We start from the raw sequence: 16,394 nt of genomic DNA, 5'->3' as shown, positions 1-16,394 counted from the left end.
GAACACCCTGTTCTCCGTGGGGGTTTCGATACGGCCTGCGGCCTACTCAACCGGCGATTCTCGTTGGTCGGCCGACACGGGTCTCAGTCGGTGATCGCAGCCGCGAACTGCGAGTTGTACAGATTCGCGTAGGCACCGCCTGCAGCCAGCAGCTGGTCGTGGGTACCCTGCTCGACGATGCTACCCGACTCCATCACCAGGATGAGGTCGGCATCGCGGATGGTCGACAGGCGGTGGGCGATCACGAAACTGGTGCGATCCTGCCTCAACACCGACATCGCTCGCTGCACCAACACCTCGGTGCGCGTGTCGACCGAGCTCGTGGCCTCATCGAGGATGAGCACGCTGGGCTTGGCCAGGAACGCCCTGGCGATCGTGATGAGCTGCTTCTCCCCGGCTGAGACGTTGTCTGCCTCGTCGTTCAGCACCGTGTTGTACCCCTCGGGCAGCGAGTGCACGAACCGGTCGACGTAGGTGGCCTGGGCCGCTGCCAGAATCTCTTCCTCGCTTGCCTCAGGGTTGCCGTACGCGATGTTGTCGTGGATCGTGCCACCGAACAGCCACGTATCCTGAAGCACCATTCCGGTGCGGCTCCGCAGATCATCCCGCGTCATCGAGGCGATGTCAACGCCGTCGAGGGTGATACGACCCGAGTCGAGTTCGTAGAACCGCATGATGAGGTTCACCAGGGTCGTCTTGCCAGCCCCCGTCGGCCCCACGATCGCGACCGTCTGACCGGGCAGCGCCTCGAGGGAGAGGTTCTCGATGAGCGGCTTCTCGGGGCTATAGCTGAACGAGACGTTCTCGAATACAAGTCGGCCCTCTTCGTTCGATGGAGTCTCGGCGGGCTGGGCATCCGGAGTCTGGTCATCGGCGTCGAGCAACTCGAACACCCTCTCGGCCGAGGCCACGCCCGACTGCAGCACATTGGCCATGGACCCCAGCTGCGTGAGCGGCTGCGTGAACTGGCGCGAGTACTGGATGAATGCCTGCACGTCACCGAGGCTGAGGGTGCCGCTCGCCACCATCAAACCACCGACAACCGCGATGGCCACGTACACGAGGTTTCCGACGAACATCATCGCCGGCATGATGATGCCCGACACGAATTGGGCGCCGAAGCTGGCCGTGTAGAGTTCGTCGTTCTTCTGACGGAAGACCTCGTTGATCTCGCGGTGGCGACCGAAGACCTTCACCAGCGCGTGGCCGGTGTAGCTCTCTTCGATCTGCGCGTTGAGTGTGCCGGTGTACGTCCACTGCGCGACGAACAACCTCTGCGAGCGCTTGGCAACCACGGTCGTGATGATCAAGGTGAGCGGGATCGTCACCAGGGCGATGAGCGCCAGCACGGGCGAGATGATGAACATCATCGTGATCACTCCGATCACGGTGAGCAACGAGGTCATGATCTGCGAGAGCGACTGCTGCAGGCTCTGCGAGATGTTGTCGATGTCGTTGGTGACCCGGCTGAGCAGCTCACCGCGAGGCATACGGTCGAAGTAGCCGAGCGGAAGCCGGTTGATCTTCTCCTCGACGTCTTCGCGCAGGCGGTAGACGGTGCGCTGCACGACGCCGTTGAGCAAATACGACTGCGCCCAGCTGAAGAGCGACGCGAACACGTAGATCGCGAGCACTGTCAAGAGGATCATGCCGAGCTGGGTGAAGTCGATGCCCTGGCCAGGGGTGAAGGTGACGCTCCCCAGAAGGTCGGCCTGCTGGCCCTGGCCTGCATTGTTCAGACCGTCGATCGCCTGCTGCTGGGTGGTCCCGGCCGGGAACGCCTTCGACAGGATGCCCGCAAAGATGACGTTCGTCGCGTTGCCGAGCATCTTCGGTCCGAGCACCGAGAGCGTCACACTCACGACGGCGAGCAGGGTGATCACAACAATGAGCATCCGCTCGGGGCGAAGTCGGCTGGCCAGTCGCTTCGCACTCGGCCCGAAGGCCTTCGACTTCTCGGCCGGCATTCCGGCCCCGCCGAACGGGCCACCGCCACCCGGCCCGCGCCGCACGGGGGGTCGGGGAACGGCGGGAGCCTTTTCGATCGGCTGCGCTTCGTCGCTCATGCTGCCTCCTCCGCCGTCATCTGCGATGCCACGATCTCCCGATAGGTCTCGCTGTTCTCGAGCAGTTCGGTGTGGGTTCCGCGGTCAACGATCTGGCCGTCTTCGAGAACGAGGATCTGGTCTGCGTCGATGATCGTCGAGACGCGCTGCGCCACCACGATCATGGTCGCCCCGATCACGTCTCTGCACAGTGCCCGCCTGAGCCGGGCATCCGTCGCCAGGTCGAGGGCCGAGAATGAGTCGTCGAAGACGTAGATCTCGGGGCGCTTCACCAGTGCGCGGGCGATCGCGAGGCGCTGGCGCTGGCCGCCTGACACGTTTGTTCCGCCCTGGGCGATCGGAGACTCGAGCCCGAGCTCCATCTCCGCGACGAACTCGCGCGCCTGCGCGGTCTCAAGCGCCGCCCACAGCTGCTCGTCGCTCGCGTCGGGCTTGCCGTACCGCAGGTTGCTGGCCACGGTACCCGAGAACAGATAGGGCTTCTGCGGCACCAGGCCGATACGCCCCCAGAGCACATCGGGGTCGAGTTCCCTGACGTTGACCCCGTCGACCCGCACTTCGCCCTCGGTGGCGTCGAAGAGCCGTGGCAGCAGGTTCACCAGCGTGGTCTTACCAGACCCGGTACTACCGATGATGGCCGTCGTCTTTCCGGGTTCTGTCACGAAAGTCAGATCGCGAAGCACCGGCTCAGCGGCCCCCGGGTATGCGAAGCTCGCGTTGTCGAGCTCGATCAGCCCGTGTTCGTCGAGCCTGGTCACTCCCTCGGCCGGCATGACGACCGACGAGGGCGTCTGAAGCACCTCGGTGATACGGTCGGCGCACACGGATGCACGGGGAATCAGTATCGCCATGAAGGTCGCCATCATCACTGCCATCAGGATCTGCACCAGATACGTAAGGAATGCGGTCAGGGTGCCGATCTGCATCGACCCATCGTTGATGCGGAACGCACCGAACCAGATCACCGCGACGCTCGACACGTTCATCACGAGCAGAACGATGGGGAACATGAGCGCGAACAGCCGGCCGGCACTCAGAGCCGTATCGGTCACCTCCCTGTTCGCCACCGCAAATCGCTCGGTCTCGACGCGCTCGCGCACGAAGGCCCGAACGACGCGGATGCCGGTCAGCTGCTCGCGCAACACCCCGTTGACCTTGTCGATGCGCTTCTGCATCAATCTGAAGAGTGGAACCATTCGAACGATGATCAGGCCGAGGGTGATGAGCAGCACCGGCACGGCCACGGCGATGATGCCAGAGAGCGGCACGTCGAGTGACAGCGCCATGATGATGCCACCGATCGCCAGGATGGGTGCGCTGACAAGCAGCGTGCAGGTGAGCAGCACGAGCATCTGAACCTGCTGCACGTCGTTCGTCGTCCGGGTGATGAGCGACGGTGCCCCGAACAGCGACACTTCCCGTTCGGAGAAGTCGCCGACGTGGGTGAAAACCGACAGGCGAAGGTCGCGGCCCAGCGCCATGGCGAGCTTCGCACCGAAGTACACGGCGATGACCGCGCAGATCACCTGGGCGAGTGTGATCATCAGCATCAGGCCACCGATGCGCAGAATGTAGCCGGTGTCGCCCGTCGCCACGCCGTTGTCGATGATGTCAGCGTTCAGCGTGGGCAGATACAGCGAAGCGATGGCCTGGGCCAGCTGGAAGACCACCACACCGACGATGAGCCGCCAGTGGGGCTTCACGTAGGTGCCGATGAGGCGCAACAGTTTCATTCCAGAATGCTACTGCGCACCCCGAGTCAATCCCGGCCTGCGCCGCAGATCTCATCCCACCGGAGTACCTGTGGACGTTCACGCAGCAGAAGCAGCCAGTGCCTCGCGAATCAGATCGACCCAACGTGGAGAAGGCGCCTGTTCAAGGCGCCCCGTAAAGTCACACACCGCAATGACGGGCCACGGAAACGTACTAAAAGCGTGTGCGTGGGGCGCCCAGCGCAACACGCCGTAAGGTGTGCCGCGCTGGGAGAAAGCGCCTGTTCAAGGCGCCTTCTGCGCTCACTTACTCCCACTCGATCGTTCCCGGTGGCTTCGATGTCACGTCGAGCACAACACGGTTGACGCCCGCCACCTCGTTCGTGATGCGGTTCGAGATCTTTGCAAGAAGATCGTAGGGCAGACGCGTCCAGTCGGCCGTCATGGCGTCTTCTGACGAGACGGGCCGCAAGACGATCGGATGCCCGTAGGTGCGCCCATCGCCCTGAACGCCGACCGACCGAACATCGGCCAGCAGCACAACCGGGCACTGCCAGATCTCGCCGTCCAGGCCAGCCGCCGTCAACTCCGCTCGCACGATGGCGTCGGCCGCGCGGAGCAGCTCGAGTCGCTCGAACGTCACCTCGCCGACGATACGGATGCCGAGGCCGGGGCCGGGGAACGGCTGGCGGCCGACGATGACTTCTGGCAGTCCAAGCTGGCGGCCGATGGCGCGAACCTCGTCTTTGAACAGGGCTCGCAGTGGCTCGACGAGTTCGAACTGCAGGTCTTCGGGCAGGCCGCCGACGTTGTGGTGGCTCTTGATGTTGGCCGTACCAGTGCCACCGCCGGACTCGACGACATCGGGGTAGAGCGTGCCCTGCACGAGGAACCTCACAGGCTCACCGTCGGTCACCGCGGCTTCGAGCACGAGCGCTTCGGCCGCGCCCTCGAAGCTCCGGATGAACTCGCGACCGATGATCTTGCGCTTCTGTTCAGGGTCGGTGACGCCGGCGAGAGCGTCGAGGAACTGCTCACGGGCATCCACTGTCACCAGGCGAACACCGGTCGACGCCACGTAGTCGACCTCGACCTGGCGACGCTCGTCGGCGCGCAGCAGGCCATGGTCGACGAAGACGCAGATGAGCTGGTCGCCGACGGCTTCGTGCACGAGCGCAGCGGCCACGGCCGAGTCGACACCGCCCGAGAGTCCGCAGATGACCTTGCCCGAACCGACCTGCGCGCGGATGGCAGCGACCTGGTCGGCGATGACATTGCCGCTGTTCCAGTCGGCGGGGATTCCGGCGGCCTTGTGCAGGAAGTTCTCGAGCACCGTCTGCCCGAAGGGGCTGTGCTTCACCTCAGGGTGCCACTGCACGCCGTACTGCTGCTTCGCGTCGTTGGCGAACGCGGCGACGGGTGTGGATGCACTGCTCGCCACGACCGTGAAACCCTCTGGTGCCTTCGAGACCTGGTCGCCATGACTCATCCACACCGTCTGGTCTGTCGGCTGGCCGACGAGCAGCACTCCCCCGTCGCCGGTGACCTGCATGTCGGTAGCGCCGTATTCCCGCAGCCCGCTGTGGGCGACTTCGCCGCCGAGCGCCTGGGCCATGACCTGGAAGCCGTAGCAGATGCCGAGAACAGGCACGCCAAGGTCGAAGATGGCCGGATCCAGAGCCGGAGCGCCCTCTTCGTACACGCTCGACGGGCCGCCGCTCAGAACGATGCCGACGGGCGACTTCGCTGCGATCTCGGCCGCCGTGATCGTGCTCGGCACGATCTCTGAGTAGACATTCGCCTCGCGAACGCGGCGGGCGATGAGCTGTGCGTATTGTGCGCCGAAATCGACGACAAGTACCGGCCTGGTGGTCGGGATGCTAATGGGAGGCCTCCACTGTCGGTGTCACTGTTTCGGCCTCGCGACGGGCCAGGTAGGTGGTGATCTCGCGATGGGTGCGGCGCTCGAGAACGAACGAGAGAAAGGGGATCACGCCGCCGAGGGCGAGAACGACGAACCGGCCGAGCGGCCAGCGCATGCGGGTCCAGAGCTGAAAGCACGAGAACAGGTACACCACGTAGAACCAGCCGTGAACGATCAGGATGCCCGTGCTGAGGTTCATCGCAGTGACCGTACCGGAGGGCACGAGCGCCAGGAACCCCTGCTTGCCGCCGAGCTGCAGTTCGACCGCGATGGGTGTGTACTTCAGCAGCATCTCAGCGCACAGCAGCAACAGGAAGACACCGGTGATGATGGCGCAGACCTTGTAGAACGCAAGCGCAGAGCGGATGCGCGGAAAATCAGCGCGTTTGGGCTCGAGGGGCATGGGCTAATTGTACCTTTCGAGTTCAGACTGGTTTTCGAGTTCAGCCTCTTCGAGTTCTCGCTCCCACGCGTCTTTCACCAGGCGGTACCAGAAGAAGATCGCGAAGGCGGCGAAGATGACCCACTCGATCGCGTAGAAGATGTTCAGCCAGTTGATCTCAGTGGTGCGCACGGGCACGGGTGAGTCGATCGCGGCGAGCGAGTCGACGGGGGTCTGGGCCACGACGTATCCACCGAAGACGCTCGCCGTCTCCGGGAAGCCGCTCCACTGGTTGATGAGTGAGGAGACCGCCATCGTCGACGGAACGAAGTCCGCTGCCGTCTTGCCCTGTGCAGCCGTGACGTCGGGGCCGTCCGTGCCGACATAGCGCCCGACGAGTTGCTGCGGCGCGAAGGTCGGAGTGGAGTTGAGCCCCGCGGCGACGGATTCGGCCCGGGATCGGTCTGCCGACCATCCGAGTGCCACAGCAACGCTCGTGAGAGTGCCCACCTGCGACTCGCTGAGGTCGAACCGGCCCACGACCCAGTACCCCTGGACACCGCCGTTCACCCTCGATGAGACGATGCCGAAATCGGGCGCGACCAACGAGCCCGTCACCGAGACCATCTGGCCATCCTGCGCCTCGAAGACCGGCTGGCCTGCTGTGGCCACCTGGGTGAGCGGGGTCACGGTCTCCGTCGTCGCCCGCGGGTCAGGCCCGCTCGAGGTGACGGCCCGGCCGAGCTGCCATTGGCCGAGAAGCGCGAACACTGCGGCGAGCAGCAGGGCGTAGACGAGGGCGCGAATCCACTTCGGCCTTCGCATGACGCTGAAGATGGTCAATACTCGTCGTCTTTCTCGGGCCTGGACCCGCGGGCCGGTGGGCGTGAGCCAGAGGGCCGGTCGGGATGATCGGCTCTGCCCTGCAGATCGGATTGGTTGCTCGCCTGCTCGACGACCCGATCAACATACGCCCTGGTAGCTGGGTTCTCGCCCGGCTCGAGCGTCGCGGTCGCCGCCTCGACGAGCGCGATCTGCTCGAGGATCATGGGGTCAACGATGCGCGAGCGATTCGCCCCCTCTGCCGCACCGAGATTCTGCGAAGCACGTTTCTTCTTCTTCGTCTGAAGCAGTGCACCGCCGATCTTCTCTGAATTGGCGGCCAGAATCGGCCCGGCGACAGCCATCACGAGCACGTAAAGGCCGGCAAAGGCCTGGATCCTCTCGTCGAGGCCGGCGGCAAGGGCAAGAGTTGCAAGAATGAGAGCGAATTCACCGCGGTTCTGCAGGATGACCGTGGCGTTGATTCCCGCTTGAACACCGAGCCCGTTGAGCCTGGCCACGAATTGGCCGGCCACGATGTTCAGGATCATCGTCATGACGACGGCACCCAGCACCGGCCAGATGACCTCCGGAAACTGGGCGGGGTTCAGGCCGAGCCCGAAATTCAGGAAGAAGAACGCGCCGAAGACATCGCGGAGCGGAATGGCGATGTGCTCGATCTTGTTGCGGTAGCGGCTCGCGCCGAGCACCAGGCCGATGAGGAACGCACCGATCGCGTCGGTGACGCCGAGGATCTCGCCGAGCCCTCCGAACATGATTGCCAGCCCGAAGAACAGGATGGTGAAGAGTTCGTCGTCTTTGGTGCGGAAGAGCCTCGAGACCCACTTGCCACCGAACCGGGCCAGTGCGAACATCACCACCAGGAAGAGGAACGCTATGCCGAGCTTCGCCACCACCGGCCAGATGGCCGTCTCACCGCTCAGGACAACCGAGACGATGGCCAGGTAGATGGCGATGAAGATGTCTTCGACAACCGTGACGCCCAGGATCATCGGTGTCTCTGGATTCGCCAGCCGGTTGAGCTCGATCAGGAGCTTGGTCACGATCGCGCTGGAGGAGGTGGCAGTGATGCCGGCGATGACCAGTGCCTCCCTGGTTCCCCAGCCCACAAGGAAGCCGAACGCAAAACCGGCAATCATGTTGAACGCGATATACGACCCACCGGAGATGATGAGCTTGCCCGCATTGCCGAAGAACTCGTCCTGGTCGAACTCCAGGCCCAGGCTGAACAGCAGCATGATCAGCCCGAAGACGGCGATCAGGGCGATGTAGTCGTTGTGGATGAAGTCGAGCGGGAAGATGTGGAAGTTCGGGCTCGCCAACAGACCGACGACCATGTAGATCGGGATCGCAGGCAGGCCCACTGCCTTGCCGAGACGGCCGAGGATGTAGGCGATGACGAAGAGAATCCCGAGGACGAGAAGGTCACCGCCGAGGTGTGTCGTGTCGCCTGCCTGCGTGGCTGCGATCGCGATCTGCATCGCTTAGCCTCCAGGCGGCGCGTCGACGGCGCTCTTGGCCTTGTACTGGCCGGTACGGAAGAAGTTGAAGACCTTCGCCACCTTTTCCGGCGAGCCTGCCACGACGAGGGTGTCACCGGGAAAGACCTTGAAGTCCGACGCAGGTGCAGGGTTGGCAGACTCGCCACGAACCACTGCTACGACCGTGACACCGACCACACCCCGGTCGGCCGGGTCTCCGAGCTCCTGCCCGGCAATGTGGTCTTCATAGTCGACGGTGAACCAGTCGATACTGAGGCCAGGAATCTGGTCGAGAGCAGTCAGCGACTCGGTGATCTGGGTTCCGCCGAGGAGTTCTGCCAGCGTACGGGCTTCGTCTTCGCTCAGGCGGAGCGAGACCTTGGTGGATTCGGCGCCGTCTTCTTCGTCTTGGAAGGTTATGAGGTCGCTGTGGCCGGAACGGTGGGCGATCACGCCCACCTTGCCCCCGTCGTCGGTCACGAAAGTATGGAGCACACCAACTCCCGGAAGTTTGACCCGACGTACGTCAACCATTGTTGATCTCCCTGACTTCACTCGCGTTTCGCATAATTCGCAGGTACCAGTCTAACCGCGGCGAATTTCGGCGAGGCGGCTCAGCGCGACGAGTACGGCGACACGACCACTTCGATGCGCTGGAACTCCTTGAGGTCGGAGTACCCCGTTGTCGCCATCGATCGCTTCAGTGCACCCATGAGATTGGCCGTTCCATCGGCCACCGGCGACGGCCCGAACAGGATCTGATCCAGCGGCGCGACGCTGCCGACGTGCACACGGTTGCCCCGCGGGAGCTGCGCGTGGTGCGCCTCTGGCCCCCAGTGATACCCGCCTCCCGGAGCATCCGTCGCCCGCGCCAGGGCACTGCCCAGCATCACAGCATCGGCGCCGACCGAGATGGCCTTGACGATGTCTCCCGAGGTGCCGAGACCGCCGTCTGCGATCACGTGGACGTAGCGCCCGCCAGACTCGTCGAGGTAGTCGCGCCGGGCGCCGGCAACATCGGCGACGGCCGTAGCCATCGGCGCGTGAATCCCGAGGGTGGCCCGCGTGGTCGACGCTGCTCCCCCACCGAAGCCGACGAGCACGCCAGCTGCGCCGGTGCGCATGAGGTGCAGGGCCGCGGTGTAGGTCGCCGCCCCGCCCACGATCACGGGAACATCGAGCTCGTAGATGAACTTCTTGAGGTTGAGGGGCTGTACGGACTTCGAGACGTGTTCGGCCGAGACGGTGGTGCCCCTGATGAAGAAGAGGTCGACTCCCGCCGCCACGACGGTCTCGTAGAGCTCCTGGGTGCGCTGCGGCGACAGGGCGCCGGCGACAGTGACACCGGATGCCCGGATCTCAGCGAGTCTCGCCGTGACGAGCTCCGGCTTGATCGGTTCGGCGTAGATCTGCTGCATCCGCACCGTTGCGCCTGCCGCATCGAGGGACCGGATCTCCTCGAGGAGTGGCTCAGGGTTCTCATACCTCGTCCACAGGCCTTCGAGGTCGAGTACACCGAGGCCGCCGAGCTTGCCCATGGCGATGGCGGTGACAGGCGATACGACGGAGTCCATGGGCGCTGCCATGACGGGGATGTCGAAATGGTAGGCGTCGATCGACCAGCCGATCGACACATCCTGCGGGTCACGGGTTCGCCGGGACGGTACCACCGCGATGTCGTCGAAGGCGTAGACCCTGCGGCCTCGTTTTGACCGGCCGATTTCTCTTTCCATACTCACCCCGACAGTCTACCGGGCGGGTTCAGAACCACCCGCTGACTGACATGGTCAGCGGCGGTAAGCGAGCGCACCGGGCGCCCCTGAACGGGCCGTCCGCCCCGAGCGCGGCGCACTGCAACTACTGCCTAGCGGCGGTAATTGGGCGCTTCGACCACCATCTGGATGTCGTGGGGGTGTGACTCCTTGAGGCCTGCGGCGGTGATCCGCACGAACTTGCCGCGGGCCTTGAGTTCGTCGACTGACCGTGCACCGACGTAGAACATCGACTGGCGGAGGCCACCGAGCAACTGGTACGCGACAGCAGAAAGTGGTCCACGGTAGGGCACCTGGCCCTCGATACCCTCGGGGATGAGCTTGTCGTCGCTTGGCACATCGGCCTGGAAATAGCGGTCCTTCGAGTACGACGTCTTCTCGCCGCGCGTCTGCAACGCACCGAGTGAACCCATTCCGCGGTAGTTCTTGAACTGTTTGCCGTTCACGAAGACCAGGTCGCCGGGGCTCTCGTCGCAGCCGGCGAGCAGCGAGCCGAGCATCACCGTGTCGGCGCCCGCCACGAGCGCCTTGGCGATGTCGCCCGAGTACTGGAGCCCGCCATCGGCGATCACCGGGGTGTTAGTTTCGCGTGCGGCCAGTGACGCTTCGTAGACGGCCGTCACCTGGGGAACACCGACGCCGGCGACAACCCTGGTGGTGCAGATCGAACCGGGGCCGACCCCCACCTTGATGGCATCGACACCCGCGTCGATGAGCGCCTGGGCACCGGAGCGCGTCGCGACATTGCCGCCGATGATGTCCACCTCGGCCGATGCCGGGTCTGACTTCAGGCGCCTGACGATGTCGAGCACGCCGGCGCTGTCGCCGTTGGCCGTGTCGACCACAAGAACGTCGACGCCCGCGTCGACCAAGGTCATCGCCCTCTCCCACGCGTCACCGAAGAATCCGATGGCCGCGCCGACACGGAGACGACCTTCTTCGTCTTTCGTGGCGTGCGGGTACTTCTCGCTCTTGTCGAAGTCCTTGACGGTGATGAGTCCGCGAAGCTTTCCGGCGGCGTCGACGAGAGGAAGCTTCTCGATTTTGTGCTGTGCGAAGATGGCGATGGCGCCGTCGGGGTCGATGCCGACGGGTGCCGTGATGAGCGGAGCCTTGGTCATCACGTCGCGCACCAACGTCGTGCTCTTCTCCCACGCCGAGACGAACCTCATGTCGCGATTGGTGATGATGCCGACGAGAACACCGGAGGCATCGACAACGGGCAGCCCGGAGACGCGGAACTGCCCGCACAGCGCGTCTGCATCGGCCACCGTAGCCATCGGACTTGTGGTGACCGGGTTCGTGATCATTCCCGATTCGCTTCGCTTGACCTTGTCGACGTTGGCGGCCTGGTCTTCGATCGACAGGTTTCGATGGATGACACCGAATCCACCCTGCCGGGCCATGGCGATGGCCATGCGGGCCTCGGTCACCGTGTCCATCGCTGAGGACAGGAGCGGAGCCGCAAGCGAGATGCGCTTGGTCAGGCGCGACGAGGTGTCTGCCTCAGAAGGAATCACGTCGGTGTGACCGGGCAGAAGCATGACGTCGTCGTACGTCAGTCCGATAAATCCGAAGGGATCGTTCTGTTCCATGAATTCCTCTGCCTCAATCGGGTGGCTACACCATCGGGTCGTGTACATCTCTACCCTTGTGTCGATTCTAACGATGTGCCACCCGCGCCTATTCCGAACGGAATCCAATCCATCCGTGGAGAGCGCCTCATCCGAGCACCCAGCGCTCCGGAAACACGACTGACACAAACGCCTTATAACGTAAGCTCACTTGCAACTCACTCGTAGCGTCCAATGGTGCGCGCTCGTCCTGGAGGAATAGAACTTGACGACACTCACAGTGCTGCAGAGCACAGTGCCGCAGAGACCAAACCCACACCGGGCCGAGAACCGCGTGGGCTTCTGGCGACTCGCGGCAATGCTCATGCTGGCGATCACCGCTGTGATCACCATGGTCGGCCTGGGCGCAGTGCCCGCGCTGGCGGCGACGCCGGCAGCAACAGCCGCCTGTGTGTCGAATGCAACGACCGGGTGTCTGCAGGGCACCATCAAGCTACCGAACGGCGACCCGGCCGTCGGCATCAAGATCGGCATCAAGGGCGGCGACCTCGACACCACGGTGGCGACGGGCGACGATGGCAAGTGGAGCCAGGCGATCACAGTCGCCGGCCCCTACACGATCACCGTCGACACCACCTCGATTCCCGACGGCGCCGTGCTCGACTCTGCAGCCAAGAACCCAGCCACTGTCAACGGTGCTCTCAACAAGAACGTCGGTTACGTCTTCAAGATCGTCGGCGGCACGACCGCTGCCGACGGCACGACGACGCAGACTCCGACCACCGACACCGGTACGGGCGTCTCGTTCGAGCGATTCCTGCAACAGTTCGTCTCGGGCATCCGGCTCGGGTTGCTGCTCGCCCTGGCTGCAGTGGGCCTGTCACTGATCTTCGGCACGACCGGGCTGTCGAACTTCGCACACGGTGAGCAGGTCACACTCGGCGGCCTGCTTGCGTATCTCTTCGCCAACGTGCTCGGGCTCAACCTCATTCTCGCGGCGATCATCTCTGTCGTCATCTGTGCGGCGACAGGGTACTTCCAGGATGCCCTGATCTGGAAACCCCTGAGGCGCCGCGGGCTCGGAACCACCCAGTTGATGATCGTCACGATCGGTCTCTCGATTGCGCTCCAGTACCTGTTCCAGTACTTCCTCGGTGCCTCCACCGTGCGCATCGACCAGGCGAACCCCGTCACTGTAGACCTCGGCCCGGTCACTCTCTCGGCCCAGTCGCTCGTGGCGATGGGCATCGCCGTCGTCGTCATTGCGCTGGTCGGCTTCGTGCTCGTCAAGACACGCATCGGCCGGGCAACCAGGGCTGTTTCTGACAACCCCTCGCTTGCGGCGGCCTCCGGTATCGATGTCGACCGCATCATCCGGCTCGTCTGGACCAGCGCAACCGCCCTCGCCGGCCTCTCCGGCGTCCTGCTCGGCCTCGTGCTCAACGGCGTCAACTGGCAGACGGGGCTCCAGCTGCTGCTGCTCATGTTCGCGGCGATCACCCTCGGCGGCCTCGGTACCGCATTCGGCGCGCTCGCCGGTGCCATGATCATCGGCCTCGTCGTAGAACTGACCAACCTCGTGCTGCCGGGCGACTTCAAGTACGCCACGGCACTCGTCATCCTGATCCTGGTTCTTCTGGTCAGACCGCAGGGTATCTTCGGGCGCCGAGAGCGCATCGGTTAGAAGGGCTGAACTCATGGATCAACTACTCCAAACGCTGAACGCCATCCTGAACTCGGCGATCTCCCCGCAGACCGCCGCACTCGCCATCGCAGCCATCGGGCTCAACATCCACTTCGGTTACACCGGTCTGCTCAACTTCGGCCAGGCCGGATTCATGCTGATCGGCGCCTACGGCTTCGCGATCTCCATCATCGCCGGGCTGCCGATCATCCTCGCGGTGATCATCGCACTCGTGGCTGCGCTGATCTTCGCGCTGATCCTCGGCATTCCGACCCTCAAGCTCCGGGGCGACTATCTCGCCATCGTCACGCTGTCGGCCGCTGAAATCGTGCGGATGATCGGGCGATCGTCGCTTCTCACCAACATCACCGGCGGGTCGAACGGCATCACCGGCAACGAATACCGGAGTCCGTTCACCGATCTGTCGTTCTTCGGTGACGGCCGAGTCAACCTCGGTCCGTGGAACTACGACGCGACCGGGTCGAACGGCTGGTGGTTCATCGCAACGGCATGGTTCGTGGTCGGATTGCTCTGCCTCTTCGTCTGGGCGATCATGCGCAGCCCCTGGGGCCGCGTACTCCGCGGAATCCGCGAAGACGAAGACGCCGTGCGCAGCCTGGGCAAGAACGTCTACAGCTACAAGATGCAGGCGCTCATCCTCGGTGGCGTGATCGGCGCGCTCGCCGGAATCGTCTACATCCTGCCGGCATCGCTCCAGGCCGACAGCATGGGGCGCTCGATGACCTACTTCATCTTCACCGCCCTGTTGCTCGGTGGTGCGGCGACCGTCTTCGGGCCCGTGCTCGGTGCCATCGTGTTCTTCGCGATCCGTCTCTTCGTACAAGGGATCGCGGGCCAGTTCGTGCCGTCGAGCATCATGAACGGCCAGCAGACCGAACAGTTCGCCTGGATCATCATCGGCATCACTCTGATGCTGGTCGTCATCTTCAGGCCCCAGGGTATTCTCGGCAACAAGAAGGAGCTGAGCTTCGATGTCAAGTAGTCTCCCCACAACCAGTCACATCACCGAGGCGGGTGCTGCGGCGAAGGCCAGCGTTGCCGGCGTCGCTCCCGTTCCCGGCGTGTCGAAGCCCGACGCGATCCTCACCGTCGACCATGTCACTCGCCGCTTCGGCGGAATGACCGCGGTCGATGTGCAGCACCTCGAGGTGCAGCGCGGCATCATCACCGCCCTCATCGGCCCCAACGGTGCCGGAAAGACCACGTTCTTCAACCTGATCACGGGGTTCGATAAGCCGAGTTCCGCTCCCCGCCTCATCGGTGGCCCGAAAGCCGGGGAAGCCGCAAAATCGACCTTCAACGGCCGTGACGTCGGCAACACCGGCGCCACCAAGGTCGCCAAGATGGGCATGGTCCGCACCTTCCAGCTGACCAAGGCGCTCTCCAAGCTCACCGTGATCGAGAACATGAGGCTCGGTGCCAAAGACCAGCCGGGAGAGAATCTCTTCGTCGCCGTCGTGAAGCCGCTCTGGGCCAAGCGCGAGGCCGAGATCACGGCCAAGGCGGAGGAACTCCTCGCGCGCTTCAAGCTGCTCGAGAAGCGTGACGACATGGCCGGCAGCCTCTCAGGCGGCCAGAAGAAGCTCCTCGAAATGGCGCGTGCCCTGATGAGCGACCCGGTGATGATCATGCTCGACGAACCGATGGCTGGGGTCAACCCGGCCCTGACACAATCGTTGCTCGGGCACATCCAGGCGCTACGCGATGAAGGGATGACCGTGCTCTTCGTCGAGCACGACATGCACATGGTGCGCCACATCTCCGACTGGGTTGTCGTGATGGCCGAGGGCAAGGTCGTGGCAGAGGGCCCGTCTGGCACCGTCATGGACGACCCGGCCGTCATCGACGCCTACCTCGGTGCGCACCACAACACCGACCTCGGCGACGACTCCCTCCTGACCGATGAGGTCGCAGAAGAGCTCGCCGCCGAAGTCAGTGCAGAAGACGCAGCAGAAGCTGCAGGAGACAGCGCTGAAGACAGCGTTGCAAAGCGCGCGGAGGGCAAAGCCTAGTCATGGTCGAAACGACTGAAACCCGGGTCCCTGTGATGCAGGCGACCGACCTCGTGGCCGGTTACCTGCCGGGCATCAACATTCTCAACGGCTGCAATCTCGACGTCTACCCCGGCGAGCTGATCGGCATCATCGGCCCGAACGGCGCCGGTAAGTCGACCCTGCTCAAAGCCCTCTTCGGCCTGGTGAATGTTCGCTCGGGAAGCGTGACGCTGAAGGGCGAGAACATCACCGGCCACAAGGCCAACAAGCTCGTGCAGGCCGGCGTGGGGTTCGTGCCCCAGAACAACAACGTCTTCCCGTCGTTGACGATCGAGGAGAACCTGCAGATGGGGCTGTTCCTCCGCCCCAAGCTCCTCAAGGAGCGACTCGAGGCCATCTTCGACCTCTTTCCGGTTCTGGCCGACCGTCGCACGCAGCGGGCCGGTTCACTCTCCGGTGGCGAGCGGCAGTCGGTCGCCATGGCGCGCGCGCTCATGATGGACCCGTCGGTGCTTCTGCTCGACGAGCCCTCCGCCGGGCTGTCACCGGTTCGCCAGGACGAGACGTTCATCCGCACCCGTCGCATCAATAAGACGGGAGTCTCGATCATCATGGTCGAGCAGAACGCTCGCCGCTGCCTGCAGATCTGCGACCGCGGCTACGTGCTCGACCAGGGACGCAATGCCTACACGGGCACCGGCCGCGAGCTCGCCGACGACCCCAAAGTCATCGAGCTCTACCTCGGTACCCTGGCCAAGGACGTCGAAGAAGAGACAGGGCACAACGCCGCCGGCGCGATCTGACCCCAGCCCCACACGTGCACACACAGAAAGGCCCAGCCCCGGTCATCCGGTGGCTGGGCCTTTCGCTATGCCGCTAATTGAGTGGGCGCCTACGGGGCCGTATCGAAACCCAAATGCGCGATGCGAGGGTTTCGATGC

General features: G+C 64.1%; 13 protein-coding genes. 4 read left to right on the top strand and 9 right to left on the bottom strand.

What is annotated here, in order from left to right:
* Window positions 1-83: 83 nt before the first annotated feature.
* The 9 genes from JOE66_RS05175 to guaB form a co-directional block, all read right to left on the bottom strand.
* Entirely contained in the window at window positions 84-2,066 is a 1,983-nt protein-coding gene (locus JOE66_RS05175; protein ID WP_205107373.1) for an ABC transporter ATP-binding protein, read from the bottom strand.
* The gene (locus JOE66_RS05170) at window positions 2,063-3,799 is read right to left on the bottom strand and encodes an ABC transporter ATP-binding protein (protein WP_205107370.1); all 1,737 of its coding nucleotides are present in this window, start codon (window positions 3,797-3,799) and stop codon (window positions 2,063-2,065) included. The genes JOE66_RS05175 and JOE66_RS05170 overlap by 4 nt, the downstream gene beginning before the upstream one ends.
* Window positions 3,800-4,085: 286 nt before the next feature.
* Window positions 4,086-5,663 carry a glutamine-hydrolyzing GMP synthase gene (guaA, locus tag JOE66_RS05165; RefSeq protein ID WP_307827278.1) on the bottom strand — a complete coding sequence of 526 codons (1,578 nt, stop codon included), beginning with the start codon at window positions 5,661-5,663 and terminating at the stop codon, window positions 4,086-4,088.
* Complete coding sequence (locus JOE66_RS05160; RefSeq protein ID WP_205107368.1) at window positions 5,659-6,105, bottom strand: DUF3817 domain-containing protein; 447 nt, start codon at window positions 6,103-6,105, stop codon at window positions 5,659-5,661. Before JOE66_RS05160 ends, guaA begins: the two co-directional genes overlap by 5 nt.
* A gap of 3 nt (window positions 6,106-6,108) precedes the next feature.
* Entirely contained in the window at window positions 6,109-6,927 is an 819-nt protein-coding gene (locus tag JOE66_RS05155) for an SURF1 family cytochrome oxidase biogenesis protein (protein WP_205107366.1), read from the bottom strand.
* Complete coding sequence (locus tag JOE66_RS05150) at window positions 6,924-8,408, bottom strand: cation:proton antiporter (protein WP_205107363.1); 1,485 nt, start codon at window positions 8,406-8,408, stop codon at window positions 6,924-6,926. Before JOE66_RS05150 ends, JOE66_RS05155 begins: the two co-directional genes overlap by 4 nt.
* Window positions 8,409-8,411: 3 nt before the next feature.
* On the bottom strand, window positions 8,412-8,942 hold the full coding sequence (locus tag JOE66_RS05145; RefSeq protein WP_205107360.1) for a cation:proton antiporter regulatory subunit: 531 nt from the start codon (window positions 8,940-8,942) through the stop codon (window positions 8,412-8,414).
* An 80-nt stretch (window positions 8,943-9,022) separates the two neighbouring features.
* Window positions 9,023-10,141, bottom strand: a complete 1,119-nt coding sequence (locus JOE66_RS05140) for a GuaB3 family IMP dehydrogenase-related protein (protein WP_205111646.1) — start codon at window positions 10,139-10,141, stop codon at window positions 9,023-9,025.
* A gap of 131 nt (window positions 10,142-10,272) precedes the next feature.
* Complete coding sequence (guaB, locus tag JOE66_RS05135) at window positions 10,273-11,775, bottom strand: IMP dehydrogenase (protein ID WP_205107358.1); 1,503 nt, start codon at window positions 11,773-11,775, stop codon at window positions 10,273-10,275.
* Between the two features lie 337 nt (window positions 11,776-12,112).
* Here guaB and JOE66_RS05130 point away from each other — a divergent pair, with 337 nt between their 5' ends.
* From JOE66_RS05130 to JOE66_RS05115, 4 genes are read left to right on the top strand one after another with little or no spacing between them, the layout of a single operon-like run.
* The gene (locus tag JOE66_RS05130) at window positions 12,113-13,438 is read left to right on the top strand and encodes a branched-chain amino acid ABC transporter permease (protein ID WP_425543777.1); all 1,326 of its coding nucleotides are present in this window, start codon (window positions 12,113-12,115) and stop codon (window positions 13,436-13,438) included.
* A gap of 13 nt (window positions 13,439-13,451) precedes the next feature.
* Entirely contained in the window at window positions 13,452-14,441 is a 990-nt protein-coding gene (locus JOE66_RS05125) for a branched-chain amino acid ABC transporter permease (protein WP_205107355.1), read from the top strand.
* A complete protein-coding gene (locus tag JOE66_RS05120) occupies window positions 14,431-15,471 on the top strand; it encodes an ABC transporter ATP-binding protein (RefSeq protein ID WP_205107352.1) in 1,041 nt (346 codons plus the stop codon). The genes JOE66_RS05125 and JOE66_RS05120 overlap by 11 nt, the downstream gene beginning before the upstream one ends.
* A 2-nt stretch (window positions 15,472-15,473) precedes the next feature.
* On the top strand, window positions 15,474-16,256 hold the full coding sequence (locus tag JOE66_RS05115; protein ID WP_205107350.1) for an ABC transporter ATP-binding protein: 783 nt from the start codon (window positions 15,474-15,476) through the stop codon (window positions 16,254-16,256).
* The last annotated feature ends 138 nt before the right edge of the window (window positions 16,257-16,394 follow it).

This window comes from Subtercola frigoramans, from assembly GCF_016907385.1.
GTDB classification, from domain to species: domain Bacteria; phylum Actinomycetota; class Actinomycetes; order Actinomycetales; family Microbacteriaceae; genus Subtercola; species Subtercola frigoramans.
This window is presented reverse-complemented; position numbering and strand designations above follow the sequence as displayed.

What these genes read in the sequence shown, in the direction of transcription:
- JOE66_RS05120 (WP_205107352.1), top strand. Translation starts at nt 14,431, where the DNA reads ATGTCAAGTAGTCTCCCCACAACCAGTCACATCACCGAGGCGGGTGCT.
- JOE66_RS05145 (WP_205107360.1), bottom strand. Translation starts at nt 8,942, where the DNA reads ATGGTTGACGTACGTCGGGTCAAACTTCCGGGAGTTGGTGTGCTCCAT.
- JOE66_RS05130 (WP_425543777.1), top strand. Translation starts at nt 12,113, where the DNA reads ATGCTCATGCTGGCGATCACCGCTGTGATCACCATGGTCGGCCTGGGC.
- JOE66_RS05175 (WP_205107373.1), bottom strand. Translation starts at nt 2,066, where the DNA reads ATGAGCGACGAAGCGCAGCCGATCGAAAAGGCTCCCGCCGTTCCCCGA.
- JOE66_RS05115 (WP_205107350.1), top strand. Translation starts at nt 15,474, where the DNA reads ATGGTCGAAACGACTGAAACCCGGGTCCCTGTGATGCAGGCGACCGAC.
- JOE66_RS05125 (WP_205107355.1), top strand. Translation starts at nt 13,452, where the DNA reads ATGGATCAACTACTCCAAACGCTGAACGCCATCCTGAACTCGGCGATC.
- JOE66_RS05140 (WP_205111646.1), bottom strand. Translation starts at nt 10,141, where the DNA reads ATGGAAAGAGAAATCGGCCGGTCAAAACGAGGCCGCAGGGTCTACGCC.
- guaB (WP_205107358.1), bottom strand. Translation starts at nt 11,775, where the DNA reads ATGGAACAGAACGATCCCTTCGGATTTATCGGACTGACGTACGACGAC.
- JOE66_RS05160 (WP_205107368.1), bottom strand. Translation starts at nt 6,105, where the DNA reads ATGCCCCTCGAGCCCAAACGCGCTGATTTTCCGCGCATCCGCTCTGCG.
- JOE66_RS05150 (WP_205107363.1), bottom strand. Translation starts at nt 8,408, where the DNA reads ATGCAGATCGCGATCGCAGCCACGCAGGCAGGCGACACGACACACCTC.
- JOE66_RS05170 (WP_205107370.1), bottom strand. Translation starts at nt 3,799, where the DNA reads ATGAAACTGTTGCGCCTCATCGGCACCTACGTGAAGCCCCACTGGCGG.